This is a genomic window from Flagellimonas baculiformis (assembly GCF_033441575.1).
GTDB lineage: Bacteria > Bacteroidota > Bacteroidia > Flavobacteriales > Flavobacteriaceae > Flagellimonas > Flagellimonas baculiformis.
Map to the genome: position 1 here is coordinate 184,441 of NZ_JAUZVW010000001.1, position 26,152 is coordinate 210,592.

The 26,152-nt window shown below is 46.1% G+C and carries 25 protein-coding genes and 2 tRNA genes; 11 read left to right on the forward strand and 16 right to left on the reverse strand.

The features are described 5' to 3' along the window. Together SD450_RS00875 and SD450_RS00880 are read right to left on the reverse strand one after the other, a co-directional pair. A complete protein-coding gene (locus SD450_RS00875; RefSeq protein WP_318342771.1) occupies nucleotides 1-3,066 on the reverse strand; it encodes a SusC/RagA family TonB-linked outer membrane protein in 3,066 nt (1,021 codons plus the stop codon). Between the two features lie 22 nt (nucleotides 3,067-3,088). Continuing rightward, on the reverse strand, nucleotides 3,089-4,312 hold the full coding sequence (locus SD450_RS00880; protein ID WP_318342772.1) for a M14 family metallopeptidase: 1,224 nt from the start codon (nucleotides 4,310-4,312) through the stop codon (nucleotides 3,089-3,091). 162 nt (nucleotides 4,313-4,474) lie between these two features. On the opposite strand from SD450_RS00880, the gene pdxR reads away from it, so the two are divergent. Further along, on the forward strand, nucleotides 4,475-5,917 hold the full coding sequence (gene pdxR, locus SD450_RS00885) for a MocR-like pyridoxine biosynthesis transcription factor PdxR (protein WP_318342773.1): 1,443 nt from the start codon (nucleotides 4,475-4,477) through the stop codon (nucleotides 5,915-5,917). A gap of 7 nt (nucleotides 5,918-5,924) precedes the next feature. Here the strand turns inward: pdxR and SD450_RS00890 are convergent, their stop codons facing one another. From SD450_RS00890 to SD450_RS00920, 7 genes are all read right to left on the reverse strand, one after another. After that, nucleotides 5,925-6,521: a hypothetical protein gene (locus SD450_RS00890; RefSeq protein ID WP_318342774.1), complete on the reverse strand. Its 597-nt coding sequence runs from the start codon at nucleotides 6,519-6,521 to the stop codon at nucleotides 5,925-5,927. Nucleotides 6,522-6,722: 201 nt separating this feature from the next. Then, the gene (locus SD450_RS00895) at nucleotides 6,723-6,998 is read right to left on the reverse strand and encodes an ATP-dependent Clp protease adaptor ClpS (protein WP_072877158.1); all 276 of its coding nucleotides are present in this window, start codon (nucleotides 6,996-6,998) and stop codon (nucleotides 6,723-6,725) included. A gap of 22 nt (nucleotides 6,999-7,020) precedes the next feature. Then, entirely contained in the window at nucleotides 7,021-7,854 is an 834-nt protein-coding gene (prmA, locus tag SD450_RS00900; RefSeq protein ID WP_318342775.1) for a 50S ribosomal protein L11 methyltransferase, read from the reverse strand. Nucleotides 7,855-7,863: 9 nt separating this feature from the next. Further along, on the reverse strand, nucleotides 7,864-8,613 hold the full coding sequence (gene tpiA, locus SD450_RS00905) for a triose-phosphate isomerase (protein ID WP_318342776.1): 750 nt from the start codon (nucleotides 8,611-8,613) through the stop codon (nucleotides 7,864-7,866). Between the two features lie 121 nt (nucleotides 8,614-8,734). After that, on the reverse strand, nucleotides 8,735-9,829 hold the full coding sequence (locus tag SD450_RS00910) for a BT_3928 family protein (RefSeq protein ID WP_318342777.1): 1,095 nt from the start codon (nucleotides 9,827-9,829) through the stop codon (nucleotides 8,735-8,737). A 54-nt stretch (nucleotides 9,830-9,883) separates the two neighbouring features. After that, a complete protein-coding gene (locus SD450_RS00915) occupies nucleotides 9,884-10,237 on the reverse strand; it encodes a four helix bundle protein (protein ID WP_318342778.1) in 354 nt (117 codons plus the stop codon). Between the two features lie 10 nt (nucleotides 10,238-10,247). After that, nucleotides 10,248-10,814: a DUF1599 domain-containing protein gene (locus SD450_RS00920; protein ID WP_318342779.1), complete on the reverse strand. Its 567-nt coding sequence runs from the start codon at nucleotides 10,812-10,814 to the stop codon at nucleotides 10,248-10,250. A 212-nt stretch (nucleotides 10,815-11,026) separates the two neighbouring features. On the opposite strand from SD450_RS00920, the gene folP reads away from it, so the two are divergent. From folP to SD450_RS00935, 3 genes are read left to right on the forward strand one after another with little or no spacing between them, the layout of a single operon-like run. Continuing rightward, on the forward strand, nucleotides 11,027-11,860 hold the full coding sequence (gene folP, locus SD450_RS00925; RefSeq protein ID WP_318342780.1) for a dihydropteroate synthase: 834 nt from the start codon (nucleotides 11,027-11,029) through the stop codon (nucleotides 11,858-11,860). Between the two features lie 44 nt (nucleotides 11,861-11,904). Next, nucleotides 11,905-12,690, forward strand: a complete 786-nt coding sequence (cdaA, locus tag SD450_RS00930) for a diadenylate cyclase CdaA (protein ID WP_318342781.1) — start codon at nucleotides 11,905-11,907, stop codon at nucleotides 12,688-12,690. Between the two features lie 2 nt (nucleotides 12,691-12,692). Further along, entirely contained in the window at nucleotides 12,693-13,472 is a 780-nt protein-coding gene (locus SD450_RS00935; protein WP_318342782.1) for a DUF3667 domain-containing protein, read from the forward strand. Here the strand turns inward: SD450_RS00935 and SD450_RS00940 are convergent. Further along, nucleotides 13,469-15,241, reverse strand: a complete 1,773-nt coding sequence (locus SD450_RS00940; protein WP_318342783.1) for an ABC transporter ATP-binding protein — start codon at nucleotides 15,239-15,241, stop codon at nucleotides 13,469-13,471. The genes SD450_RS00935 and SD450_RS00940 overlap by 4 nt on opposite strands. Continuing rightward, a complete protein-coding gene (gene truA, locus SD450_RS00945) occupies nucleotides 15,228-15,980 on the reverse strand; it encodes a tRNA pseudouridine(38-40) synthase TruA (RefSeq protein WP_318342784.1) in 753 nt (250 codons plus the stop codon). Before truA ends, SD450_RS00940 begins: the two co-directional genes overlap by 14 nt. A gap of 88 nt (nucleotides 15,981-16,068) precedes the next feature. On the opposite strand from truA, the gene SD450_RS00950 reads away from it, so the two are divergent. Further along, a complete protein-coding gene (locus tag SD450_RS00950; RefSeq protein WP_318342785.1) occupies nucleotides 16,069-16,563 on the forward strand; it encodes a metallophosphoesterase family protein in 495 nt (164 codons plus the stop codon). A 66-nt stretch (nucleotides 16,564-16,629) separates the two neighbouring features. Here SD450_RS00950 and SD450_RS00955 read toward each other — a convergent pair whose 3' ends face one another. Then, on the reverse strand, nucleotides 16,630-17,040 hold the full coding sequence (locus tag SD450_RS00955; protein ID WP_318342786.1) for a DUF4293 domain-containing protein: 411 nt from the start codon (nucleotides 17,038-17,040) through the stop codon (nucleotides 16,630-16,632). A 193-nt stretch (nucleotides 17,041-17,233) separates the two neighbouring features. Here SD450_RS00955 and rho point away from each other — a divergent pair, with 193 nt between their 5' ends. The 4 genes from rho (at nucleotide 17,234) to SD450_RS00975 (ending at nucleotide 21,163) form a co-directional block, all read left to right on the forward strand. Continuing rightward, nucleotides 17,234-18,835 carry a transcription termination factor Rho gene (rho, locus tag SD450_RS00960; RefSeq protein ID WP_318342787.1) on the forward strand — a complete coding sequence of 534 codons (1,602 nt, stop codon included), beginning with the start codon at nucleotides 17,234-17,236 and terminating at the stop codon, nucleotides 18,833-18,835. A 137-nt stretch (nucleotides 18,836-18,972) separates the two neighbouring features. Continuing rightward, nucleotides 18,973-19,653 carry a hypothetical protein gene (locus SD450_RS00965; RefSeq protein ID WP_318342788.1) on the forward strand — a complete coding sequence of 227 codons (681 nt, stop codon included), beginning with the start codon at nucleotides 18,973-18,975 and terminating at the stop codon, nucleotides 19,651-19,653. 128 nt (nucleotides 19,654-19,781) lie between these two features. Beyond that, nucleotides 19,782-20,348 carry a hypothetical protein gene (locus tag SD450_RS00970; RefSeq protein WP_318342789.1) on the forward strand — a complete coding sequence of 189 codons (567 nt, stop codon included), beginning with the start codon at nucleotides 19,782-19,784 and terminating at the stop codon, nucleotides 20,346-20,348. Between the two features lie 125 nt (nucleotides 20,349-20,473). Then, complete coding sequence (locus SD450_RS00975; RefSeq protein ID WP_318342790.1) at nucleotides 20,474-21,163, forward strand: hypothetical protein; 690 nt, start codon at nucleotides 20,474-20,476, stop codon at nucleotides 21,161-21,163. A 60-nt stretch (nucleotides 21,164-21,223) separates the two neighbouring features. Here SD450_RS00975 and rpsT read toward each other — a convergent pair whose 3' ends face one another. The 4 genes from rpsT to proS all read right to left on the reverse strand — a co-directional run bounded on the left by rpsT (nucleotide 21,224) and on the right by proS (nucleotide 23,267). Further along, complete coding sequence (rpsT, locus tag SD450_RS00980; RefSeq protein ID WP_108423333.1) at nucleotides 21,224-21,475, reverse strand: 30S ribosomal protein S20; 252 nt, start codon at nucleotides 21,473-21,475, stop codon at nucleotides 21,224-21,226. A 33-nt stretch (nucleotides 21,476-21,508) separates the two neighbouring features. Then, nucleotides 21,509-21,580 (reverse strand) — tRNA-Glu (locus SD450_RS00985). A 58-nt stretch (nucleotides 21,581-21,638) separates the two neighbouring features. Continuing rightward, nucleotides 21,639-21,710, reverse strand: a tRNA-Glu gene (locus SD450_RS00990). A gap of 81 nt (nucleotides 21,711-21,791) precedes the next feature. Continuing rightward, the gene (gene proS / locus SD450_RS00995; protein ID WP_318342791.1) at nucleotides 21,792-23,267 is read right to left on the reverse strand and encodes a proline--tRNA ligase; all 1,476 of its coding nucleotides are present in this window, start codon (nucleotides 23,265-23,267) and stop codon (nucleotides 21,792-21,794) included. Between the two features lie 94 nt (nucleotides 23,268-23,361). On the opposite strand from proS, the gene SD450_RS01000 reads away from it, so the two are divergent. Both SD450_RS01000 and SD450_RS01005 read left to right on the forward strand, forming a co-directional pair. After that, nucleotides 23,362-24,600 (forward strand): hypothetical protein, encoded by a 1,239-nt coding sequence (locus SD450_RS01000; protein WP_318342792.1) that lies wholly within the window; start codon nucleotides 23,362-23,364, stop codon nucleotides 24,598-24,600. A gap of 39 nt (nucleotides 24,601-24,639) precedes the next feature. Continuing rightward, nucleotides 24,640-26,139, forward strand: a complete 1,500-nt coding sequence (locus SD450_RS01005; protein WP_318342793.1) for an OmpP1/FadL family transporter — start codon at nucleotides 24,640-24,642, stop codon at nucleotides 26,137-26,139. Nucleotides 26,140-26,152: the final 13 nt, after the last annotated feature.

Genomic DNA, 26,152 nt, shown 5'->3' on the forward strand with positions numbered 1-26,152 from the left:
TTAAAATGTTACCGATACCCCAAAAGCGAACCTCTTGGTCGAGGGGACCGTGCTGTCTCCCTCAAGACCATCACTTTCTGGATCGTAGTTCACATACTTCGGAAAATTGGGGGCACGGTACCACAGGTTTCTGCCCGAAAGGGTAAAATCGATCCTTTGGAAAGGCAGCCGTTCGCCCTTTTTAGGGCTGAGGGTATATCCGAGGGCAATTTCCCTCAATCGGAATATGGAAGTGTCCCACATGGCCAAATCATTGGCATTGTAATAGTTGGAAAAACCGACCCTTCCGCTGTTGATCTGAATGGTGTTGGGAATCTGGTCACCATTGGCATCCAGCAATAGCTCGCCTGTATCATCATCTGCCAAATAACCTGGAATGATAAAGGAGCCTTCCCTATCCTCCGTCTCCTTGGCCACACCGCGCTGCAACATATTTGCCACACTGCTGGAATAGATTTCCCCACCATGGGTGTATTCCAACTGTGCGGATATGGAAAATTTTTTGATTCCGATGGTGTTTATGGTCGTCAACCGCCAATCGGGGTTGGGGTCACCGATTACCTTGGTCTCCAGACCTATATCGCTGCTTGTGATCACTTCCCCGACCCGGGTTGCCGAACCGTTTCCACTGATCAACAGGTTGCCATTTTCATCCCGAAGGGCATAATCCCCTTTGATCACCCCAAAGGGTTGGCCTTCCACCGCGAACCGATCTTCGGTGATGTTGATGTCTGCCCGTGTGGGCGTGGTCTCCACCACGAGCGATTCATCCGCGGTAAATATGTTCCTGAGGTTCCAACTAAAATTGTCCCCTCTGAAAATATCGATCCCCAGATCCACCTCCACTCCTTCGTTATCTATCCGCCCAAGATTGATAAACTGGTCATCATAGCCTGTGGAGGGAGCCAAGGGGGATTCCACAATCTGGTCCTTGGAGACCCGTATGTAGGCCGATGCTTCCAGGGTGATCCTATTATGCAACAGCTTAGCCTCCATCCCCACTTCCACTTCCTTGTGGAGCTCTGGCCTGAGGTTCAAGTTGGCATATCGGGTGCTGTACCTGTTGGTGACCGGGTATGTTCCATCTGCTGCGGCAAACCGTAACAGGTCTATGATCAAGGTGCTCCTGGTCCTGTAAGGGGCCGGATAGCCTGATGAAGTGGCATAGGCATATCTGAATTTCAAGTAATTGATCGCGTTTCCTCCAAAGTTGAAGGCGGAAGTGGGAATGAACGAGAATGAAGCTCCGGGGTAGAACAAAGACCGATTGTCCAGTTCCACGGTACTCCCCCAATCGTTCCTACCAGAAAATGTGGCATAGAGATAATTTTTATAGGCAAATTGGAGTTGGGCAAAGGCTCCCGCCAGATTTTCATCCGTTCGGGTGTAACTGGCCTCCGTGGTGGTAAAGTTGCTCGGTCTGAGGAATCCGTACACAATCTGTCCGTCCGAATTGGTCGAATTGCTAAAGAAACGGGTCAATTGGGAATTGAAGCCCAATTGGCCTTCTAGGTTGAAATTTTTGAACAAATCCTTGTTATAACCGAGTAGAGCCGTTTGGTTGATGATGACCTCCTTGCTGTCCCCAATGTTCAAATAGCCCAATCTATAGCTATCATCACTATATCCTCCTTTGTTGGAATAATCAAAACCCATATAGGTCTCACTGTCAAAACCAACTCGATAGGTCAGGTTTAGGCCATCTGCAATCTGATAGTCGGCGGCAACGTTGCCGAAGACCCTTACCTTATCATCATAGTTCCCCGAGTTGTGGAGTATCCAAAGGGGATTGGTATCATTCCTATAATAGACCGATTCGCCTGTCAATGGATTCTGGTAGGGCAGTTCGGTAAGGTCGATCCATCGGGGAAGGTGATAGACCACACTAAAAATGCTCTCGTCATTGATAAGGTTCACCTTTCGGGTGGAGTAACCGATATTGGCCGACACATTGAGTTTGTCGGTGAGTTGGGCCTTTCCTCCCACGCTCAGGTTGAAGCGCTTGAGATCGTTGTGGTCTATGATTCCCTGTTCATCGGCATAGCCAGCGGATAGATTGAAACCTACTTTTTCTTTTGACGCTGCAAAGGTGAAGGAATGGGTGGTTCCGATACCCATCCTGAAAATGTTCCGTACATTGTCCGGCTTTGCCGCTATTTGAATCGTGGCATCTTGATATTCCGGAAAAATGTCTCCCAAGGCTGCATACGGATGGGCCACTTCCCCCAAAGTGGAAAAGGCAGGTCCAAAGTTGGATAAAATTGTGGAATCGAACTGCACCCCTTCCAATCCATTTGAATAGGTATTCTGGAATTCAGGGAGTTGGGACACCGTATTGGTATAAACCGTCGTGGAGTAGGATGCGGTTGTCCGAACCTCTCCTGTTCGTGCCGACCCACTCTTGGTCTGGATCAAGATGACCCCGTTCCGCCCCTCGCTTCCATAGAGCACCGATGCATTGAAACCTTTCAAAATACTGATACTTTCGATATCATTGGGGTCGATATCACGTAGCAATCCGTTGAAGGGTACATTGTTCACTACGATCAATGGAGCGTTTGTTCCGGTCAAAGAGACATTTCCCCGTATCCTGATTTCGGAAGAAGAACCCGTTTGTCCATCCGCCGGAGTGATGCTAACCCCCGCTACTTTTCCTTGCAGGGCCCTGGCCATATCGGCTTCGGGTCGTTTTTCGACTTCATCTGGTCTCACGTTGGCAATGGCATACCCCAACGCTTTTTTCGACTTTTTTATCCCCTGTGCGGTGACCACCACTTCTTGAAGTGCTTCGGCATTTTCTTCCAAGGTGACGTTTACGACAGTCTGCGCGCCCACTTGTATTTCCTTGGTGAGATAGCCCACATAACTGAACTGTAACACATCCTGTCCATCCCGTAGTGTTAGGGTATAGTTCCCGTCGAAGTCCGTGGTAGTGCCCACTGTGGTTCCTTTGAGGACTACACTGGCCCCCGGGAGTGGCCCATTGGCATCTGTGACGGTACCGGTTATCTGCTTTTGTGCGTGTACCATTCCTCCAAAAAACAGCAGGATGCATAAACATATCATCTGGGTTTTGGCCATAATCAAGCTAGTTTAAGTTAGTATTAGAGCGTAAGATTTTCATCATTTCCTGGGCAGATACCCTGCCTATGGTCCTTATCCTGTCCCTTGGGGTGTTGTCCCCTATTTCGTAGGTGATTCCAACGGCCCCATGCCGTTTTAAAAACCAGCCTTTTGAAACTGGTTTGGTACTGTTTCCCGAAGATTCGTTGACCTTGTAGCCTGGTATGTTTTCCTCCAAAGCGGAGAACCATTCCTTTTCAAAATGGGGAAGTGTGCTACCTTCTTGGGAGGTGTTGGTGTAAAAAACATCTTTATGGGTGGAATGGAAATCAAGTCCCAAAAGCATTCTTGCCCCATCATTTTTTAATTGCTCCTCAATAAATTCCACAGTTTGACGGATCTCTGGCTGACGGTACTTGGACCAATCCCTGTTGGTATCCACCCCACCTGCATTGTGTCGCCAATGGCCAAGGTCCACCCCATCTGGGTTCAACATGGGAAAAGCCAGTACTCGATGGGTCTCCAAGAATGCTTTGGACAATGCTGAATCATCCAAAATGGTTTCCAAAAAGGCCTTGAATGCAAAGAATCCAGTGACTTCCGGGGGGTGTTGACGCGTTAGGAGTACTATGATGGGTTTGTTCGTCTTCCCGCCATGATATATGTCCAAAACAGGAAGTTCCCTACCCATTTTGGAAGTTCCATAAATGTATGATCTCACATATTCCTTTCCCGAAGACAGGCCATGGTACCAATCCTTTACCTGTTCCCAGGTTTGCAGTTCCTGGGCCGCAATAATGATTGGTTGTTCCTCCAAGAAAAGTTCGAGTGTGACCAAGGAATCTATCCTAAAAATCTTTGTGGAATCCAAAATTTTCCAATCTTCGGTCGGTTTCTTCACCTTTGGAACATAGCGGTGTACATGGCCCTTCGGATACTCCAGGGACACATATATTTTTTGGGGATGATGGGATGCTATTTTAAAAGCATAGTACGGACTGCTGTTGATGGGTTCGTTTTCCGGTCGGATGATGGCCTTGATAGTACTGTCGTTCAATCTTTCAATCCCGTTCAGCCGAGCACCATCAAACGTATTGTCCACAACAAGACCAAGGTCTTCCTGTAAATAAACTTGCCTTTCCTGAAATGTGATCTGCTTGTCGAAGGTATCGACCGGGGTTTCAAAATCAACTGTACGAACACCTGAACAACTGATCAGCAATCCTGCACTACAAAAGAAAATCGGCAAAGTTCTAATGATAGGATTTGGGACTTTCATTGTGAACTTTCTGTTAAAAACCAGAAAATTAAAGGATAAACTTCTACCTTCCACCTACCAATTCTTATCGGATAGGGCATACCAATTATGCATTTCAATATTAAAGGCATTTTAATACGAAATGGCTTAAGCTTGAATGTCAACCTCCAACCTCAAATTTATATCAGTCTATACGACGCGCTCAAGAAAGCCATCCTTACGAGGTCTTTGGAACCAGGTTCCAAGCTACCTCCCTCCCGGATTTTGGCAAAGGACCTTGCCATTTCCCGCAGTACGGTCCTGAAGGCCATGGATTTATTGCTGGTGGAACGCTACATCGAGTCTGTCAAAGGTTCTGGTTACTACATTCTATCTCCAAAGGACAAGAAGTTGAGGCTCAATTTTACACTGGCGGACAAAAAAGGGAACTACCCCTCCCTTTCCCATAAGGGAAAAGCATTCGCGCAACATACGGATTGGTCGGGGGAAAGTGCTGAAAAAGGGGTCGCCTTCAGGCCTGGACTCCCACCTTTGGACATATTTCCGGTACAGTTGTGGAAAAAACTGATCAGTGATTATTGGAGGCGTGTAACGCCTTCGGAGCTTTCCTACTCCAATACGATCGGCCTGCACTGCCTACGGGAAAACCTGGCCAAATATCTGAGGGTGTATCGGGACATCGACTGTAATCCCAATCAGATCATTGTCACCACAGGGTCGCTGCACTCCCTCTACCTTGTTTCCAACGTATTGCTGGAAGCCCATGACGAGGTAGTGGTGGAAAACCCAACCTATCCCATGGCGCATGCCCTTTTTAAAAGTCTGGGGGCCAACATATGTGCCACCGATGTGGACGACCAAGGCCTACGTATCCAGCATACCTGCTGCCAATCCCCAAAATTTGTCTATACCACCCCCTCCAGCCAGTATCCCACTGGCATAAAGATGAGCATGGAACGGCGGAAGGAACTTCTGAAATGGGCTTCGGAAAAAGAGACCTTCATTGTGGAGGATGACTATAACCACGAGTTCAGCAATTGGGAAAGACCGATCGGTTCCCTGTTCGGGATGGACCAGCAGGAACGGGTCATCTACCTAGGTACGTTCAATAAACTGATACACCCTTCCATGCGACTTGGGTACATGATTGTTCCCCAATACCTGTTTGATGCGGTGGTTGCGCTCTACCAGCAATCGAGCCGATTTGTGTCCATACAGAACCAAAAGGCGATGAGCACCTTTATTGAAAAAGACCATCTGAACAAACATTTAAGGAACGTGATAGACGTCTCCAATGAAAGAAAAGAGGTGTTTGTACATCATTTCAGAAAGGTCTTGGGTCGTTATTTTTATTTGGACACCTCAAATCCGGGGCTACACCTCATAGCCCATATCACCAAAGAAGGTCTGAGCGATGTGCAGTTGGAAAAGGTTCTTTTGGAACACAACATCCTGGTGCATGCCCTCAGCAAATATTATGTGCACTGCAAAGGGGAAAACGGATTGGTGATGGGCTTTTGTTGCGTCAACCCTAAACAGATCAAGGAAAGTATCACTAAAATGGAATGGGTCATCTCCCGTTTTGTGGGCCGATAGGTTTTATTTATTTGCCCATAGAATCCAATACCCGTTGTGCTTGTTCCAACTGTGATTGAAGACGGCTGTTTTCCTGCAGATACTGTTCCTGTAGCAGTTCCATTTTTCGTTCGAACTCGTCCGCGGGCACATATTCAGGTTTCAGGAAGGTTTCGTTGAAAATGCTGATCACCGTGAAGAGGAAGCTCACAGCTATGGCCGAGATAAGGACCAAGAGCATGGTTTTTTCCTTTTTCAAGCTAGGTGCCTTGAACAGTTTGTTCTGCGCGTTCGACGGTTTTCGCGTGCTGGACAATTGTTCCAAGAACACATCCCACTTTTCCTCTTCCTTTACATACATGTCCATGAACCCGCCATCTTCCAAAAAATCCCCGGTGGTTGAAGTGGAGGCCAGCATAAAAATGTCCATGCCGTTGCCGCTCATCACATCCAAAAGGTTAGGGTCATATTCCAGTATCTCCCCCACCAATCTTTCCACATACTGCAAGCTGTAGTTGGGCCGGAGAAATTCATCGTAAAGGGTCTGTATCTCGAAATAATCGCTACGATCCAAGGCATACTCCAAAAAACGGTCTTTCAGTTCTGCCTTAAAAAATTCGCTCATGTTTCACGAAGGGAGGTTAGTGGTTTTTGTTTTTCTTGGTTGTTGGTAAATGTACAATATACAAGCGTTTCCCATCTTTGATTTTTGTGAGGAATCCCTATTTTTTGACATTTTATATTCAGCCATCAAAAAGATTGCCCGCAATCATCACATGACACATAAAGGCAAGTTCAAAAAAGGGATTTGGGGGGATGTGAAGGGCTATACGATCTCTGCGCTCAGCCCTGCCTCCAGAAGTTGGGTGCATTTGGGCTTCAGATAGGAATACTCTCCGGTCTTTACCGTGCATTTTCCGTTGTAGTGCACAATCAGGGAGCATTGCTCGGCTTGTTCGGGGGTATGCTCGCATACGTTGATCAAGGTCTCTATGACGTGGTCAAACGTATTGACATTATCATTGAAAAGTACAATCTCGTTCTGGTTTACCGTCTCTTCCTCTAGAAGGACATCCTCAAGCTGTTTTTCCCTTGTGCCCATGTTCTGTGGAGTTTATGCCTTTCTAATTTACATATTTTACTGCAATCCAGTTGTCCTTCTCCAGTTTTTTTTCAAATTCCAAACCATGTGCCTTACATTTTGATGAAATGGCATCCAAATCCTCCAAATAGAAGCCACTCAGAAAAAGGGTGCCTCCTTTTTGAAGGCATTGCGCATAAATGGGGATGTCTTCCAATAGAATGTTCCTGTTGATATTGGCCAGGATAATATCGTATTTCCTTCCGTCCAGCAGGGCACTATCGCCTTGAAAAACCTGGATATCCGCACAATTGTTCCTTTCCACGTTCTCCTTGCTGTTCAAAAAGCACCACTCATCAATATCAATGGCATCCACGGGGCCTGCGCCGCGCTTTTTGGCGAGAATGGCCAACACACCGGTGCCACAGCCCATGTCCAGAACGGATTTTCCTTCAAAATCGGCATCCAGGATATGCTGCAACATCATATAGGTGGTCTGATGGTGCCCGGTGCCAAAGCTCATTTTGGGTTCGATTACAATATCGTACTCCACTGCCTCGGCCTGATGAAAAGGGGCACGGACCATGCACCTGTCCCCCACCTTGATGGGATGGAAATTCTTTTCCCACTCGGCGTTCCAGTTTTTCTGTTCAATTTCCGTGCTGGTCCATGAAATATCGAAATCGGGGTGCTGCAATATGAAAAAGTCGTCCAAAAGACCTTCTTTCCATTCCGATTTGAGGATATAGGCCAACAATCCAGTCTCGTTTTCCACAAAACTCTCAAAACCCACTTCACCCAACTCGGCAATCAGGATATCGGTTGCCGGTTGAGCTGGGTTTACCTTAAAATCGTATTCAATATAGATCAATGCCATGCAGAAGAATTAGATGGCCTCGATGATAGCCACAAAGTCCGATGCCACCAAAGATGCTCCTCCAATCAGTCCACCGTCCACATCGGGCTTGGAGAAAATCTCAGCGGCGTTCCCCGGTTTCACACTGCCCCCATAAAGGATGGAGACCTCATCGGCCACGGCCGAACCAAAGGCATCCGAAATGGTCTTTCTGATAAAGGCATGCATTTCCTGAGCCTGTTCCGGGCTGGCCGTTTCCCCTGTCCCTATGGCCCAAACTGGTTCATAGGCCAAGATGATATTCTTCCATGCGCTGGCATCCAAATTGAACAGGGCATTTTTCAATTGGCTTTCCACTACGGAAAAATGCTTGTCCGCTTTTCTGTCCTCCAATTCTTCTCCGAAGCAGAAAATGACCTTCAATCCTTTGTCCACGGCGGTCTTCACTTTTTTGGCCAAAAGCGCATCGTCTTCACCAAAATAGGCACGTCTTTCCGAATGACCCAGAATAACGATATCCACATCGATGCCAAGGAGCATATCCGCAGAAATTTCGCCAGTGTACGCACCGCTCTCCGCAAAATGCATGTTCTGCGCAGCCACTTTTATGGTAGATGATTGAAGTGCAGCATTTGCCGCCGCTAAGTTCACAAATGTTGGGGCCACAATCACTTCGGCTTTGGTATCCGGCAATTTGGCCGAAAGCTCGGTAAGCAAAGCTTCGGTCTCTTTGAGGTTATTGTTCATTTTCCAGTTGCCTGCCACAATTTTTGTTCTCATGTGTTGTATTATTATGTTACTCTGTTATTATGTTCAATGTTTATGGTTTCAAGTTTTTGGTTTTTGGTGCTTGATGTTCGGTATTTCCCTGATACGAATTGCCCCTCGATTTCAATAAACCCTAAAACTCAAGCTCATCAATATCGTTATAATGCACCTTTTGTTGGATAGTTCCTCTCTTGAGCACCAATAGGGCCGGGTTGGAACGCACAATGGTCTTCAAGGTCGTTTCATCGGTAAAGTAAAAATCGAATTCCAGACCGTATTGGCTCTTTATCCTGTTCGCCAAATCTGCACTGGAGGCCGACATCCCAATTACCCTGTATCCGTTTTCCTTGGCCTTTTTTGTCACTTTTGCCACTTCCGCAAAGGCATCATAGTTGCTTTTGGCCAAGTCGTACGCAATCACCATCACCAGTTTTTCCTCATTCAAAAGTTCGGCCGCAAAATCCTCCCCATCCTTTTCTATGGTGAAGTCGTGCACGGGCGGTTCATAGCCTTTTTGGATCATGGTCGTTTCCACATCGACAAATTCCCCATCCACTGACGGGTAATCCCCATTGGTCACCACGATTTTATCCTCGCCTCCCACCTTGAAACGCCATGCATATTCATAAATGGGCTCCGGGGCTCCTTCGGGAACCGTCATCCCTTCTTCAATGTTCGCCCCTATCTTGTAGGGCCGAAAATCCACGGAAGGCAAGTGATTGAGCACATGGTTGGCAAAGAGGATACAGGCCACCAAGGCCACTCCGCCCACAATCCAATTGGTCTTTGTGTTGAACAGTGGTGTGATATATTTTCTTCCGAAGAACAACACCAAGATCAACACGAGCAAGATCACATCTTTGGTGAAGGATTCCCAAGGGGTCAACTTTACGGCATCTCCAAAACATCCGCAATCGGTCACCTTGTTGAAATAGGCAGAGTAAAAGGTGAGGAACGTGAAGAACACGATCATCAACAAAAGGCTCCAAACCGTAAACTTGGGGTTAAAACCGATCAGCAACAACACGCCCAAAATCACTTCCACGATGACCACAAAAATGGAAATGCCCAATGCCATTGGCATCAGGAAAGGTAAATTCAATACGCCAGTGCTAAAATATTCCTCCAATTTGAACGAAAATCCCATAGGATCGTTCAGCTTGATCAGACCACTGATAATAAAAAGCACCCCAACGATGATTCTTGAAATCCAAACTAAATACTTCATACTTTAAATTAAAAATTCCAAATCCCAAAATCCAAATCCCAAATTACCAAGCTCTTAACACTTGACTTTATTGAGGATTGATGATAAAATCTTTCTCAATTCGAAAGATTCTTTTATTAAACCCTCTACCTGTTCATTTTTGGGATTCATCTCCTTTAACAATCGCAGCCAATATCCAGATTCTTTTGCTTCTTTTCTGGCAATTCTCAGTCTAAATTGAAAATCTTTTTCTCCCAACTTCTCGTTTGCCTCAATATAATTGGCTCCTACAGAACCCGATGAGCGTATCAGTTGCTTTCCATCTTCCAGATTACCTATGGAAGCATTTAACGATTTCACGTACTTTCTGCAATCCTTCGCAAATCTAAATGTCCTTTCTTCCAAATCGTAATTCTTGTCGGAGAGCATAAAATCCTTCTTATCTGGAATTTGGAATTTGTGATTTGGAATTTTCTCCAAGATGGATCAATGCAAAAACAGCGTAGTTGACCATATCCTGATAGTTCGCATCCACGCCCTCGCTCACCAAAGTGTTGCCCTTATTGTCCTCAATTTGCTTCACCCGTAGCACTTTCTGTAAAATCAGATCTGTCAATGAACTCACGCGCATGTCCCGCCACGCCTCTCCATAGTCATGGTTTTTGTCCTCCATCAGTTTTTTGGTGATGGCCACCTCCTTATCATACAGTTCAATGGCCTCCTTAGCTGAAAGATCGGGTTGCTCCACCACTCCCTTTTTGATCTGGATAAGTGCCATAAGGGAATAATTGATGATCCCGATAAATTCAGACCTTTCGTCCTCATCTACCTTCCGCACCGCGTTCTGCTGAAGGCTTCGGATGCGCTGTGCCTTTATAAAGATCTGATCGGTAAGGGAAGGGAGCCGCAAAATCCGCCAAGCGGTGCCATAATCTTGGGCCTTTTTCAGGAACAATTCTCTACAGGTATGTATCACTGCATCGTATTGTTGGGAAGTCTGCTGCATGTATTGTTGCTAATTTGCGTAAATTTCGTCCAATTGTAATGCGGATGCCCAAAAAGCCGGTTTTCGTCAACCTGAACTTGATTCAGGTTCCCACAATATATTGTTTATCAATAGGATGGGATTCAGAAATAAATTCAGAATGACGACTTTCAATATTTTTTGGACAACCTCCTTGCCAAAGATAATGAAACCCAACAAAGCAGGTATTTTTTATGACCATAAACTGCAAAGGTGAATTGATGGACCTTACCGTGCCCAAGGCAATGGGCATCCTTAACCTTACCCCGGATTCCTTTTTTGATGGTGGGAGATACAAAGATGGTCCCTCCATCCTCAAACGGGTGGAGGAAATGCTTCACGAAGGTGCCAGTTTCATCGATATCGGGGCCTACAGTTCCAGACCGGGTGCCGACCATGTCCCGGAGGATGAGGAACTGAAACGGATTATCCCGATTGTTGACCTGATCTTGGAACATTTCCCCAAAACATTGATTTCCATTGACACGTTCAGAAGTAAAGTTGCCTCGGAAAGTATCGATCACGGTGCTGCCATGATCAACGACATTGCTGCGGGAAACTTGGATCCAGAAATGTTTTCAACGGTGGCCAAACATCAGGTGCCCTATATCATGATGCATATGAAGGGTACGCCCCAGTCCATGCAAAAGGAGGCCATCTATGATGACCTCATCAAAGACCTACGATTCTATTTCTCCGAGAAAGTGCAACAGGCCACATCGCTAAAAATCAACGACATCATCATAGATCCCGGTTTTGGTTTTGCCAAGACCACAGGGCAGAACTACACCCTCCTGAACCATCTGGACCAGTTCCAGACCTTTGGTCTGCCCATTTTGATCGGTCTGAGCCGAAAATCCATGATCTATAAGATTTTGGAAAGCACGCCCCAAGAGGCGCTGAACGGCACCACGGCCCTCCATACCATTGCCCTGCTGAAAGGGGCCAACATTATCAGGGCACACGATGTAAAAGAAACCGTGGAATGTATTAAACTTGTGGAAGCCTTAAAAGCGAATGCGCTCTGATTTATGGTTCTTCTATTTTTGCTAATTTTACAAAAACACTGCGGTTGGATTTTCTAAATTTTCTCGATTTCAAAATCACGGATATTATCGACATTGTCCTCGTGGCCGCATTGCTCTACTACATCTACAAGCTGGTCAAGGGCACCGTGGCCATCAATATTTTTATCGGCATTGTGATTGTTTGGGCCTTGTGGAAACTGACCGAGTTGCTCCAGATGAAAATGATCAGCAGCATGGTGGGCGGTTTCATGAACATAGGTCTGATCGCGCTCATCATCGTGTTCCAGCAAGAGATCCGCAAATTTTTGCTAATGGTCGGCTCCACCAACTTTGCGACCAAGCGCAATTTCCTCAAACACTTTAAGTTCTTGAAACAGGACGCCATTTCCTCCAGTACCGATGTGGATGCCATCATAGGTGCTTGTGAACGCATGGCAAGTACAAAGACAGGTGCCTTGATCGTTATCGAGCGGAACAATTCCCTGGATTTCATCAAATCTTCCGGTGATGCCATGAGCATAAAGGTCACCCAGCCCATTTTGGAGAGTATTTTTTTCAAGAACAGCCCGTTGCACGATGGGGCCATTGTGATCCAGGACAATTTCATAACGGCCACAAGGGTCATCCTTCCCGTTTCCAACGATCGGAACATTCCGCTCCGTTTTGGACTGAGGCACAGGGCCGCTGTGGGGATCACGGAGAAGACGGATGCTGTCTGTCTGGTGGTCAGTGAAGAAACGGGATCTATCTCCTATATCAAAAATGGAGAGTTTGTTCCCTTCAAAGGGGCGGAAGAACTCATCAAGCTCATCAAAAAGGACCTGGACTAAGCATGAAATGTAAAAATTGTGATGACACGCTGAGGACCGACTACCTCTACTGTCCGAATTGTGGTGGAAAAGTGATCCGCAACAGGATCACCATCAAAAACCTTTGGGTGGATATCATGGACAGGTATTTCAATTTGGACAATACCTTCATCAAAACTTTTGTGCATCTTTTCACCAAACCTGAAAACGTCATCGAAGGTTACCTACAGGGCCAACGGAGGAAATACCTGAACCCGATCAGTTATTTGGGGATTGCCATTACCCTTTCCGGGTTCATTGTTTATATGATGACCCGATCTTGGGGAAATATGGATTTTGACTTTCTCGACACAGGGGCACAGACCGTCTATCAAGAAAAAATGATGGGTTTTATTATGGATTTCCAAGCGTTGATCTTCATCCTCTTCATTCCACTGATGGCCGTTGCCGGTTGGTTGTGCTTTGATCAGAAAAAATACAATTTCGCCGAAAGGACCACTATTTTCATGTACACGTTGGCCCATTTCAGCCTGTTCAGCTTTATTCCTTCCCTTTTGGTCCTAGCTTTTGGGCCACAATTTTATCTTTCCTATTCCTTGATCGGCTCATTGTCCATGTTGGTCTATGCCGGATATGTAGTGAAGCGGATTTCCATGTCAAAAGGCATAGCATTGGTGGCCCGAATCATATTGTTCTTTTTCTTGACAGGGATACTTTATTTTATGCTGTCCGCCTTGTTTCCCATAATCATGTTGCTCACTGGGGAGTTGACTTTGGAAGATTTTCGGCCCATAAAAAGCTAAGCCACCTCCTCGGCCATGAACTGTGCCATGTACAGGTCGTTATAATACCCTCCATTTTTTAGGAGTTCTTGGTGCGTTCCTACCTCCACGATCTCGCCGCCATCCATCACAATAATCTTGTCCGCCTTTTTGATGGTGGCCAAACGGTGCGCAATGATGATGGAAGTCCGACCCTCCGTGATCTTGTCCGTGGCCTGTTGGATCAACTGCTCGGAATAGGTGTCCACAGAAGATGTGGCCTCATCCAAGATCAAGATACTGGGGTTGCTCACGTAGGCCCGCAAAAAGGCAATCAACTGTCGCTGTCCACTGGAAAGCATGGTGCCGCGCTCCTTCACATTGTACTGATATCCGCCGGGAAGGCTCGATATAAACTCATGCACCCCAATTTGCTTGGCAGCGGCCTCAATATCGGCAGTGGTAACGTTCCCATCGCGAAGCGAAATGTTATTCGCAATGGTATCCGCGAAAAGGAACACATCCTGCAACACAATGGCGATGTGCGACCGCAAGGACCGCAGTGTATATTCCCTAACATTGATCCCATCCACCAATATTTGTCCCGAATCAATTTCATAAAAACGATTGAGCAGATTGATGATGGTAGATTTTCCGGCTCCCGTGGCTCCCACAATGGCAACCGTTTCGCCAGCTTTCACCTGGAACGAGATGCCGTGGAGCACCTCTTCGTCCTTGACATAGCTGAACCGGACATCCTTGAACTCGATATCTCCCCTGACCTGCTCCTTTTCCAGTGTTCCCTCATCGGCAATGTGGCTGTTGGTGTCCAAAATCTTGAATACCCTGTTGGCGGCCACCATGCCCATTTGCAAGGTGTTGAACTTATCCGCAATCTGGCGCAATGGACGGAACAAAAGATCCATCAAGAAAAAGAAGGCGATAATGGCACCTTTGTTGTCCAACCCAACATTCTGGATGTTCTGGATCAGTCCAAAATAGACCACCAGACCGATACCAATGGAGTTCGCGATTTCCGCGATGGGAAAAAATATGGAGTTGTACCACACGGTCTTCAACCAAGCGTCCTGATGTTTTTCGTTGATGACCCTGAATTTTTCCTTCTCGATTTCCTCACGGTTGAACAACTGGACGATCTTCATTCCTGCAATTCGCTCTTGTACAAACGAATTGAGATTGGCCACTTGGGCGCGCACTTCGATAAAGGCGACCTTCATGGCCTGCTGGAACAGTCGCGTAGCGATAAGGATGACCGGCATAATGGCAAATACGATCAATGCCAATTTCCAATTGATAACCACCATAATGATGGCCGCGGACAACATTTTTAGGGCATCGGCCACGATCATAAAAAAGCCCTGGCTGAATATTTCCCCAATACGTTGCATATCCGCAACGGCCCTGGTGACCAAAACCCCGATGGACGAATTGTCAAAATAGGTCATCTTGAAATTGGTCATCTTCTCAAAGAGTTTGATGCGAATATCCTTGATGACCGCCTCCCCCAAAAGGTTCGCGTAGTAGTTGAACAACAACTGGGTGATCACCTGCCCCAACAGAACGGCCACCCAAAAAAGGATGGCGGTGAGCAATTGCTGCCCATCCTTGCTCTCCAGCGATTGGTTGATGATGTCCTTCACCAAAATTGGGATCCCTGCCGCGAAACCGGCCGACAGAATGGCGACTATGGCGACTAGCCAAAAAATACCGCTATAGGGCCTGGTATATGCAAAAATCCGTTTGAACAACCTGAAATCAAACGCTTTGCCTGCTTCTTCACTTTTGCTCATCAAATAGTTCTTTTGGATATAAAACCTTGGTCAAATATAAACCTTTTGCGGGGACGGAGACACCTGCCTCCCCCCTATCCTTGCTTGCCAATATGGCATCGACGTCCCCAAGGGCCGTTTTTCCCATGCCCACGTCCAATAGAGTACCCACAATGGCCCGGACCATGTTCCTCAAAAATCGATCGGCCGTGATGGTAAAGACCCACTTATCTTCCTTCACCTCCCAAACCGCATGGCGAACGTCACATTGGAACGTTTTCACATCGGTATTGGACTTGGAAAAACATTCAAAATCCGTATGTTCCAGCAACTTTAGGGCAGCTTGGTTCATGACGTCCATATCCAAAGGATATGTTACCGCGTGGGCATGGTCAACATAGAAAGGGTTCTTTTCCCGTACCAACCAATACTCATAAGAACGCTCCACGGCATCGAACCGGGCATGGGCCCCGGGAACCATCCGGTGGATATCCTGGACCGCGATGTCCTCTGGAAGGAAGGCATTCAAACGGTACACCAATTGTGACGTATCTTCAATAGGATCAAAATCGAAATGGGCGAACATTTCCTTGGCGTGCACCCCGGTATCGGTCCTTCCCGCCCCTACGACCTCCACTTTTTGGCGCAGAAGGGTGGACAGGGCTTTTTCCAATACCTCTTGCACGGTTATGGCATTGGGTTGGTTCTGCCATCCGTGGTATGCTTTCCCGAAATAGGAAAATTGGATAAAATATCTCAATGGAATCCCTTACTTTTAAGTTGTTAAAGATAGTCCAAACCTTTCCAACACAAATCCCGCCTTCTTTTTTTAGCATATTTTTAGCGTTATGACCAAGATTTTACTGCTTTCCGATACCCATGGCCACATGGACAAGTCCATCTTAAAATATGCCGTCCAGGCCGATGAGATCTGGCATGCCGGGGACATTGGCAACCTTGCGGTGATGGATGCCCTGATGGCCGTAAAGCCATTACGGGCCGTACACGGGAACATCGATGACCATATCATCCAAAAGGAATATCCGGAGAACAATAGGTTCATGTGCGAAGGGGTCGATGTTTGGATCACGCATATTGGGGGTTATCCCGGCAGCTACAATGTTCGGGTAAGGGATGAGATCAGACAGCATCCACCAAAACTCTTCATTTGTGGTCACTCCCATATCCTGAAGGTGATGTACGACAAAAAACTGGGGCTGCTCCACATGAACCCTGGCGCCTGTGGCAAAAATGGGTTCCATCAGGTACGGACCATGCTACGTTTTGTGATCGATGGGGACAAGATTTCGGACTTGGAAGTGATAGAGCTGGGAAAACGTTAGCCAAAAACATAAAAACCCCGGCCGAAGCCAGGGTTTTCTCGCACTAATACTACTAAGATGTTAGGTTCAACGTAAGCGATCAACAGATTTTACAAGATCTTCATCCTTTTTGATAGCCCTGTTGGCCAGGACCAGAAAAACGATAGAAAATACAGGAATCAGCATCCCAATACCCTTCTCAGAAGCCACAGCTTCTCCGGATAAGCTTAGCGATCGATAAACGAAAAATCCTAGTAAAAAAAGGTTCAATATGATGTTCAATCTGTTCACCACAAATTGATTTTGTCTTTTCTTGTACAGCAAAATGGCAATCACGGCCAAAACCGCCGAAGCATAGAAAGCCACACTCAGCATAACTTCATTCTGGGCATACACCTCTTTGCCATCCACTTCGACCCAAAGGTTCAGAAAAAAGGGAAGCACACCTGCTATGAGGGCCACTATCACCAAATAAAACGTCTGAATCCGTTGAATCATTGCACAAATCGATTTCGAAACGCAAAAATAACTGTCTTTTTGACAAATGGGCATTTATTCTTGAAAAATAATTTGTATTATTGTGTCGTTATTAGCGAAGTACTTACCTAGGAAATCTTTCCTCCAGTAGCACCCAAATAACTTTTACTTCAATTTTATTCAGATTAGACACGTTTAACTTATTCTTTACTTAATGTTCGAGATTTCAGATCTAAAAGCTAAAAAGCTTCCTGAACTGCAAGAAATTGCAAAGGATCTTAATGTTCCTAAATTCAAAACCCTAAAAAAGCTGGATCTTGTATATCAGATACTTGATGTCCAGGCATCCAACCCCAAAGCAGTGGCAGAGAACACTGCCGCCCCCCAAGAAAGGCCTGCCCCTAAACCCAAACGTGAAAGGACCCCCAGACCCAAAATGACCGAGCCAAAAGAACCTAAGGCAGAAAGCACCGACAAAGCTCCTGAAACCGAAGCAAAGGACAGAAAGGACGATGCCAAGGCACAACCCCAAAAAAAGGAGAACAAACAGAACAATGCCCCAAAAGGCCAGGGCAATACAAAAAGGACGAACCAGCACCCGCAACAACACCAGAAGAACACCCACCACGAAAAGCACGACAAAAAGAACAACAATTTTGACAAGGATCTCAAGAACAGGTACAAAGAGCCTGAATTTGAATTCGACAGCATCATTGAAAGTGAAGGTGTTCTGGACATTATGCAGGATGGATATGGATTCTTGAGGTCTTCCGACTACAACTATCTATCTTCCCCTGACGATATTTATGTATCCCAATCCCAGATCCGATTGTTCGGTCTGAAATCTGGGGATACTGTTTTGGGGAACATCAGACCTCCAAAAGAAGGCGAAAAATATTTCCCTTTGATCAAGGTGAACAAAATCAACGGGCTTGATCCCCAAGTGGTGAGGGACAGGGTTTCCTTTGAACACTTGACCCCATTGTTCCCTAAGGAAAAATTTAAATTGGCAGAAAAACAGAGTACCATTTCCACTAGGATCATGGACTTGTTCTCCCCCATCGGGAAAGGACAAAGAGGCATGATCGTGTCCCAACCCAAAACGGGTAAGACCATGTTGCTGAAGGACATCGCCAATGCCATTGCGGCCAACCACCCGGAAGTTTACCAGATCATCCTTTTGATCGATGAAAGGCCGGAAGAGGTTACCGATATGCAGCGTAACGTTCGCGGTGAAGTGGTTGCCTCCACTTTCGACAAGGAAGCTTCCGAACACGTAAAAGTGGCCAACATTGTTTTGGACAAGGCCAAAAGATTGGTGGAATGCGGCCACGATGTGGTGATCCTTCTGGATTCCATCACCCGTTTGGCACGTGCCTACAACACCGTGCAGCCCGCTTCCGGGAAAGTATTGAGCGGTGGTGTGGACGCCAATGCCCTTCACAAACCCAAACGTTTCTTCGGAGCGGCCAGGAACATTGAAAACGGGGGATCACTGTCCATCATTGCAACGGCACTTACTGAAACAGGTTCTAAGATGGACGAGGTGATCTTTGAGGAATTCAAGGGTACCGGTAACATGGAACTTCAATTGGATCGCAGGATTTCCAACCGTAGGATTTTCCCTGCCATCGACCTTATTTCTTCCTCTACCCGTAGGGACGACCTGTTATTGGACGAGAACACCATTCAACGTATGTGGATCATGCGCAAGTATCTTGCGGACATGAACCCCGTGGAGGCCATGGAGTTTATGGAACAGCGCATCAAGCAGACCCGGAACAACGAGGAGTTTTTGCTCACGATGAACGAGTAGGAATCGATAAATGGCTATAAATCAATAAAATAAAAACCCTTCAAAATTTCTTGGAGGGTTTTTTATTGAACCCATTTGAAGAAAAGATTTATCTTTAAATCGGTTTCCCCTAAACTGAACTTTAAACATTTTTTTCAATGAAAAACAACAGAAAAACCGCTATTGCTTTCGTAGCATCTGTCTTGCTCTTGGCCAGCTCTTGCCAACAAGGACCAAAAAAAGATGGGACCGACCCTGAAAAGCCTGAAAAACCTCGAGACGAACAGGTTTCCCCTCCACGTGGGATCATCTCTCTGGAAGAGTCCAAGTCGCTGTACGACAATTACACAAAACACCGATGGGAATTGATCCAAAAGTATGAAATGGAGCGCAAGTCCGATGAAGAGTTTGTACCGGCCCGATTCAGTGATTTTGATTTTGCGACCATTAAACAATATATCGCCTTTATTGAACAAGAGGCCAAAGAAGCCCAAGTGGATATTTCCACACTTAGGATTTATTTTGCGAACTATCCTGACAAAGAGCGTTTTCCCGATGGGGAGAAAGTGGTGCACCCAAGACAGAATTCCATTTTTATGGTACCGACCATGAAAGTGGATGGCCAAAATTGGGGCTTCTACATAGGTGCAGATGGAAAGGCCAAGCTCATCAAAAGTGCTGTGGGAGAGAGAGAGACAGGTATCGGCAGCACATCAGGCGAAGGAGAAAGGGCGCAGGCCAGTTTGGTTCCAGCCCTATCATCCATGTACAATGACCAGAGCTTAAACTTGAATCATGGTGGTTCAGGGCCTCCTCCCCATACAGACGATTTTGATTAAAAAATATGCTCAAAGAGCTTTTCAAATATTTAATCGAACATTTCTATGTACCTCTATATTTAATCGTTTGGATTGTTGCCGTATATAGATACAGAAGGTATTTTGACACGCCGTTAAAATACCTTCCAATGATTATCATATATACTTTTTTCACAGAACTCTTAGGTGTTCTGATTAAATTCAACAACAACTTCCAGTTTTTCTCAGATGAGCGTTTTGCATGGCACAATGTCATCATCTATAATATATATCAATTGGTTTTCTTTCTTTTCTTCTTTGAAGTGTACCGGAAAATTACTAAAAACCAGTTGCTCAAAAAATGGATTTCCTATGGAAGCATTTTAAGTGTGCTCATTTATTTGGTAAATGCAATTCTTTACAACCCTTTGCACAATCAACTTACCCATGCCCATATCATTGTCTCGTTGATGCTCATTGTTGTTTTGGCAATGTATTTCAAGGAAAAACATGCAGAGGAAAGTCCTTATTCCCAAAAGCACAATCTTCTCTTTTGGGTAAGCGTGGGGTTGATGGTATTTTACACCCTGTTCCCTGTTATTTTGACCCTATTCAAACTCAAGTTGAACATCACCGTGCATATTTACCTGAGACCCATTTTATTGGGCTCGATTGTTTTTATGTACAGTTGTTTCATCATTGGCCTGTTGGTGGGGAAGCGAAAAGCATTCAGATAGGAGAGGTTTCCGTAAAACCGAAAAACAAACAACGCCTCCAACTTGGGGGCGTTTTTATTGTGTAAATTAGCTTTCAGATTGTATGCGAGTGTAAGAATCCAGACCCTTGCAGGCGAAAATTTATAATGGAGGAACTCTATAAATTCATAACAAGCCAATATTTTACCCTTCTTTATCCCATTGTCTGGTTTGTGGCCGTGCTTCGTTACAGAACTTATTTTGACACACCGCTAAAATATTTTCCCATCTATCTGATGTACACCTTCCTAACGGAGCTATTGGGCTATTTCATCAGGCATCATGACGATTTTCAGTTTTTCTCCGATGAGCGGTACAAATGGCACAATGTGATCATCTACAACATCTATGCGGTCATCACATTTTTGTTTTTTTATTACATCTACTGGCGGATGCTGAAGGTGGACAAGCATAGAAACTGGGTAAAGTATGGTGCTGTTATCAGCATATTGACCTATGCGGTCAGCCTTTTTTTCCAAAATCCATTACACATGAACCTGTACTATGCGAATTTGGTCGCATCCCTCATACTTTTGATCAACATAGCCTTTTACTTCAAAGAGAAAATGGACGAGGGCCCACATCTACATTCGATGAAACATAATCTTATGTTCTGGATCAGTTTGGGGCTGGCCGTTTTCCATGCCTTTTTTCCCTTTTTGTTCCTAATCGCCTATGAGGCCCCAAAAATATGGGCGGAATACCAACTCCGCCAAGTATTGAAAGTGCTGATCCTGTTCATGTACGGGACCTTTATGCTGGGCTTCCTCATTTCAAAACGAAAGGCATTTCGGTAGGTATCAAAAAAAGCGCTCCTGTTTGGAACGCTTTTTAATATATGTTGATTTGAATCAAGATTACATACCAGCAACCTTGCTCATCAATTTGCTCTTCAGGTTTGATGCCTTGTTGTTGTGGATAATGTTGCGCTTGGCCAACTTATCGATCATACCAACCACAGTGGGCAACAAAGCCTCGGCAGCTTTCTTGTCCTCTTCATTGCGCAATTTCTTGATTGCGTTACGCACAGTTTTGTGTTGGTACCTGTTACGCAAGCGCACGGCTTCGTTTCTTCTGATCCTCTTTAATGCTGACTTATGGTTTGCCATTATCTTATGTTCTACTTTCTAAATTTCTTTTTGTAGCCCGTAGGGGAATCGAACCCCTGTTACCAGGATGAAAACCTGGCGTCCTAACCCCTAGACGAACGGGCCGTTTTAAATGAAACCAAAGGCTAAAAACCCTTGATTTTCACTATTTCATTGAACTTCGTAGCCCGTAGGGGAATCGAACCCCTGTTACCAGGATGAAAACCTGGCGTCCTAACCCCTAGACGAACGGGCCGTTATGGTTGCACAATTGCGGATGCAAAAATACAACTATTTTTAAGTCTTGCAACAGTAAATTTTATTTTTTGCTGCCTGTTTAATAAGCCTTTGCAAACAACACCCGTTGCACGGAAGGTTTTCCCGTCACCATACACTTCCCTTCTTCCTTTTGGGCGTCCAATGGAATGCAGCGAATGGTGGCCTTGGTCTCTTCCTTGATCTTGTCCTCGGTTTCGGTGGTTCCGTCCCAATGGGCCAATACAAATCCTCCTTTTTCCTCGATCACTTTTTTGAAATCATCATAAGAATCCACTTCGGTGATGTGCTCTTTCCTAAAAGCGAGGGCTTTGTTATATATATTCTCTTGGATGTTTTCCAATAGTGAGCTCACTTTTTCCACGATCTCTTCCGCCTTCACTGATTCTTTGGTCAATGTGTCCCTTCGCGCCACTTCATAGGTGCCGTTCTCCAAATCGCGCTGCCCAACGGCCAAACGCACGGGAACACCCTTGAGTTCATATTCATTGAACTTGAAGCCCGGTTTGTGGGTATCCCTTTTATCATATTTTACGGAAATTCCATTGGAACGCAACTCCTTCACCAAGGGTTCCACTTTTTCCGAAATGGCATCCAACTGGTCCAATCCCTTGTATATGGGTACGATCACCACTTGTATGGGCGCCAATTTCGGGGGCAACACCAATCCATTGTCATCACTATGCGTCATCACCAAAGCTCCCATCAATCGGGTGGAAACACCCCAAGAAGTGGCCCAAACGTAGTCTTGGTTTCCTTCTTTCGTGGCAAATTTCACATCAAATGCCTTGGCAAAGTTCTGTCCCAAAAAGTGTGAGGTACCTGCCTGAAGAGCTTTTCCATCCTGCATCAACGCTTCAATGCAATAGGTTTCCTCGGCCCCAGCAAAGCGCTCGCTCTCGGTCTTGGTCCCTTTGATTACAGGCACTCCCATATAACTTTCGGCAAACTCGGCATACACGTGCATCATCTGTTCCGCTTCTTCCAAGGCTTCCTCCTTCGTGGCGTGGGCCGTATGCCCTTCCTGCCATAAAAACTCAGCAGTTCGCAAAAACAAACGTGTCCGCATTTCCCAACGCACCACATTCGCCCATTGGTTCACCAAAATGGGGAGATCCCTGTACGACTGTATCCATTTCCTGTAGGTATCCCAGATGATGGTTTCCGAAGTAGGACGGACGATGAGTTCTTCTTCCAATTTGGCATCCTCATCCACAACAATCCCGCTGCCATCTTCTGCATTTTTCAGCCTGTAGTGTGTCACAACGGCACATTCCTTCGCAAAACCTTCCACATGGCTGGCTTCCTTGCTCAAATAGGATTTGGGGATGAACAAGGGAAAATAGGCATTTTCATGGCCCGTTTCCTTGAACATCTTGTCCAATTGCGCCTGCATCTTTTCCCATATCGCATAGCCATAGGGTTTTATCACCATACAGCCCCTAACTCCTGAATTCTCAGCCAAATCCGACTTTACAACAAGTTCATTATACCATTTGGAATAATCCTCGGCCCGGCTTGTCAAATTTTTACCCATCTATTGTAGTTTGGCACAAAACTTGTGATTTTATTAATGAAATAATTCGGTAAAACTAATTATTTTTAGTATGTTCAACAATAAAAATTGCGCCATGTTAAAGTCTTTACCCCACAACAAAATCCATATTTTCGCCATACCCATAGTAGGCGCCCTCTTAGTGGCCTCCTGTGGATCTTACCAACAAGCATCCTATTATGATGATGGCATCTATTCCAGCGGGGACCGTGTGGTCCGTGTGGAGAAGAAAAATGCCGATGCTGTCCGAATGGAACAGCAAGAGAGCAATGTTTACGGAGATTATTTTGGACAAAAAGCGAGCGAGTACGAAGAAATTTTGGACAGTGAGATTTTTACCGATATCGATGGTTACTCCAGCCAAATGGCAAACGATACCGTTCCTTATGGAGAGCAAACCGATTATTTCGCCTATAACAATACCTATAACGGAAATCCAGGTTGGGGAGACAATCCATCCAACGTTACCATAAACGTATATGACAACAGCTGGGGCTGGGGAGGCATGTACGGCTGGGGTTGGGGATGGAACGATCCTTTCTGGGGATATGGCTGGAACTACCCTTACTACGGTTGGGGATGGGGATGGAACAGACCATGGAGATATAGCAATTGGGGTTGGGCCGGTTATTACGGCTGGGGACACCCTTGGGGCGGCTGGGGCTATGCCGGCTATTATGGTTGGGGTGGCTACTATGGCCATTGGAACAGACCTTATTATTACAACAACTATCGCAGAAACTACGCCTACATGACGGGCAGAAGAGGATATAGCAACAATTATATACCCGGCACCACCCTTCGCGGAAGGTCCAACCTTGCCTCAAGGACGAGCGGCACCAGAACTTACAGCGGTCGCTCCAATGCGGGCAGGACCTCTAGGAGTTATAGCAATGGCACCACCGCCAGAAGATCTGTAAGTGCCGATGCCATCGCACGAAACAGGGATTATAGGACCAGCAGGAGCACACGCTCCAATCCAAGTTATAGCGGAACTTCCAGGGCTTACCGTTCATACGGGACCTCCCCTTCCACGAGAAGCAATAGTTCATACAGCCGAAGCAATTCGGCCACTAGGAGTTCTTCTCCAAGCTACAGGAGTTCTGGCAGTAGCAGAAGCTATCAGTCGACGCCTAGCAGCAATTACAGATCGTCTTCAGGAACCTCAAGAAGTTCCGGCAGTTACAGGAGCAGTGGTAGCAGTTCAAGGAGTTCTGGCAGCTATAGAAGTTCCGGCGGCAGCTCTTCAAGAAGCTCTGGTGGAGCCAGTAGGTCCTCAGGATCGTCACGTTCCGGAAGAGGTGGAAGACCGTAAATTCCAAAAGCAGTATCTGTTTAAACTAAATCAAGGAAAATGAAAAGAATCTCAACTTTCATCATGGTATTGGCATGCACTTTTGCAAGCGCACAGACCATAGACGATGTCGTTCGTTATAGCACTGAAAACCTACAGGGAACCGCACGGTTCCAAGCCATGAGCGGGGCCTTTGGTGCCCTGGGAGGGGATTTGTCCTCCCTTAACGTGAACCCAGCTGGGTCGGCAGTCTTCAATTATAGCGAAGTAGGGATCACAGGATCCAACTATCACAGCAACAATGATGTCCTCTACGGCGGTACACGACGAAACACCAAGGACAATGCTCTGGAGCTGAACCAAATTGGTGGCGTCTTTGTGTTCAAATCGACGGACAGCCCATGGAAAAAAGTGGCCCTGGCCTTCAATTATGACATGGTTCAGAATTTTGACAACGAAATTTTTGCTGCCGGCAGTTCCACATCGGGCATTGACAATTACTTTTTGAACTTTGCCCAAGGCCAGCCTTTGGGACCACTGCGTGTGCAGCAAGGTGAGTTTATTGAAGAGGCCTATCTCGACATCGGTGCCAATCTTGGCTATGCCGCGCAACAGGCTTTTCTCGGGTTTCAGGCTGGGCTCATCGAACCCACCGTGGACGATGATGCCAACACCGATTATTTTTCCAATGCGGAATATGGCAGTCTGAACCAACGTTATTTGAGGAATACCTCAGGCTATAACAGCAAGTTCACCCTGAACTTTGCCACACAATATGAAGAAAACCTATACTTGGGGGCCACCGTGAACTTCCACAATGTCCTCTATGACAGGGTGACCTATTTTGATGAGGATGGATATGACCAGGCATCCCCTGTCCAGTCCACTTCTTTCGACAACTTTCTGCACACCGAGGGCTACGGTTTTTCCTTCAGTCTGGGAGCCATTGCCAAGTTGAACGAAAGTGTACGCGTGGGTGGTAGTTACCAATCCCCTACTTGGTACAGACTTACCGATGATACTTCCCAACGCATCAATTCCACATTGGCCGTATCGGACATCGATTTCATCAATTTTGGCATCGTGAACCTTTATGATGAATACAAAATCAGGACCCCCGAAAAATACACAGGTAGTGTGGCCATAGTATTCGGGCAAGATGGACTCATCAGTTTTGATTATGGCTATCAAGATATGTCAAAGGCGGAACTCAGACCCACCTCTGACCCCAACTTTGCCGCAGAGAACGATTTTATCTCCACCGAATTGGGCGCCGTGAATTCCTTCAAACTGGGCGGTGAGTACCGAATAGAGCGGGTAAGCTTGAGGGCCGGTTACCGATTTGAGGAAAGTCCATATGAGGACAGTGACTTCGTGGGCGACCTCAACGGATTTTCGGCCGGTCTTGGCTACGATTTTGGTGGAAGCAGATTGGATTTGGGCTTTAGCCGATCCGAACAGGATGTGAACACCTATCTTTTTGACAGTGGCATTGCCAATGCGGCCATGGTCAACAGGATCAACACCAATATTTCATTGGGCTATACCATGAAATTCTAAGAAACAAAAGATT

Excerpts from the sequence above, each read along its gene's own strand:
- SD450_RS01005 (WP_318342793.1), top strand. The coding sequence starts at position 24,640 with ATGAAAAGAATCTCAACTTTCATCATGGTATTGGCATGCACTTTTGCA.
- SD450_RS00920 (WP_318342779.1), bottom strand. The coding sequence starts at position 10,814 with ATGCAGCAGACTTCCCAACAATACGATGCAGTGATACATACCTGTAGA.
- tpiA (WP_318342776.1), bottom strand. The coding sequence starts at position 8,613 with ATGAGAACAAAAATTGTGGCAGGCAACTGGAAAATGAACAATAACCTC.
- SD450_RS00895 (WP_072877158.1), bottom strand. The coding sequence starts at position 6,998 with ATGGGCACAAGGGAAAAACAGCTTGAGGATGTCCTTCTAGAGGAAGAG.
- SD450_RS00950 (WP_318342785.1), top strand. The coding sequence starts at position 16,069 with ATGACCAAGATTTTACTGCTTTCCGATACCCATGGCCACATGGACAAG.
- SD450_RS00965 (WP_318342788.1), top strand. The coding sequence starts at position 18,973 with ATGAAAAACAACAGAAAAACCGCTATTGCTTTCGTAGCATCTGTCTTG.
- SD450_RS00890 (WP_318342774.1), bottom strand. The coding sequence starts at position 6,521 with ATGAGCGAATTTTTTAAGGCAGAACTGAAAGACCGTTTTTTGGAGTAT.
- proS (WP_318342791.1), bottom strand. The coding sequence starts at position 23,267 with ATGGGTAAAAATTTGACAAGCCGGGCCGAGGATTATTCCAAATGGTAT.
- SD450_RS00875 (WP_318342771.1), bottom strand. The coding sequence starts at position 3,066 with ATGATATGTTTATGCATCCTGCTGTTTTTTGGAGGAATGGTACACGCA.
- SD450_RS00970 (WP_318342789.1), top strand. The coding sequence starts at position 19,782 with ATGATTATCATATATACTTTTTTCACAGAACTCTTAGGTGTTCTGATT.
- rpsT (WP_108423333.1), bottom strand. The coding sequence starts at position 21,475 with ATGGCAAACCATAAGTCAGCATTAAAGAGGATCAGAAGAAACGAAGCC.
- SD450_RS01000 (WP_318342792.1), top strand. The coding sequence starts at position 23,362 with ATGTTAAAGTCTTTACCCCACAACAAAATCCATATTTTCGCCATACCC.
- SD450_RS00955 (WP_318342786.1), bottom strand. The coding sequence starts at position 17,040 with ATGATTCAACGGATTCAGACGTTTTATTTGGTGATAGTGGCCCTCATA.
- rho (WP_318342787.1), top strand. The coding sequence starts at position 17,234 with ATGTTCGAGATTTCAGATCTAAAAGCTAAAAAGCTTCCTGAACTGCAA.
- SD450_RS00940 (WP_318342783.1), bottom strand. The coding sequence starts at position 15,241 with ATGAGCAAAAGTGAAGAAGCAGGCAAAGCGTTTGATTTCAGGTTGTTC.
- folP (WP_318342780.1), top strand. The coding sequence starts at position 11,027 with ATGACCATAAACTGCAAAGGTGAATTGATGGACCTTACCGTGCCCAAG.
- SD450_RS00915 (WP_318342778.1), bottom strand. The coding sequence starts at position 10,237 with ATGCTCTCCGACAAGAATTACGATTTGGAAGAAAGGACATTTAGATTT.
- prmA (WP_318342775.1), bottom strand. The coding sequence starts at position 7,854 with ATGGCATTGATCTATATTGAATACGATTTTAAGGTAAACCCAGCTCAA.
- SD450_RS00910 (WP_318342777.1), bottom strand. The coding sequence starts at position 9,829 with ATGAAGTATTTAGTTTGGATTTCAAGAATCATCGTTGGGGTGCTTTTT.
- SD450_RS00935 (WP_318342782.1), top strand. The coding sequence starts at position 12,693 with ATGAAATGTAAAAATTGTGATGACACGCTGAGGACCGACTACCTCTAC.
- SD450_RS00975 (WP_318342790.1), top strand. The coding sequence starts at position 20,474 with ATGGAGGAACTCTATAAATTCATAACAAGCCAATATTTTACCCTTCTT.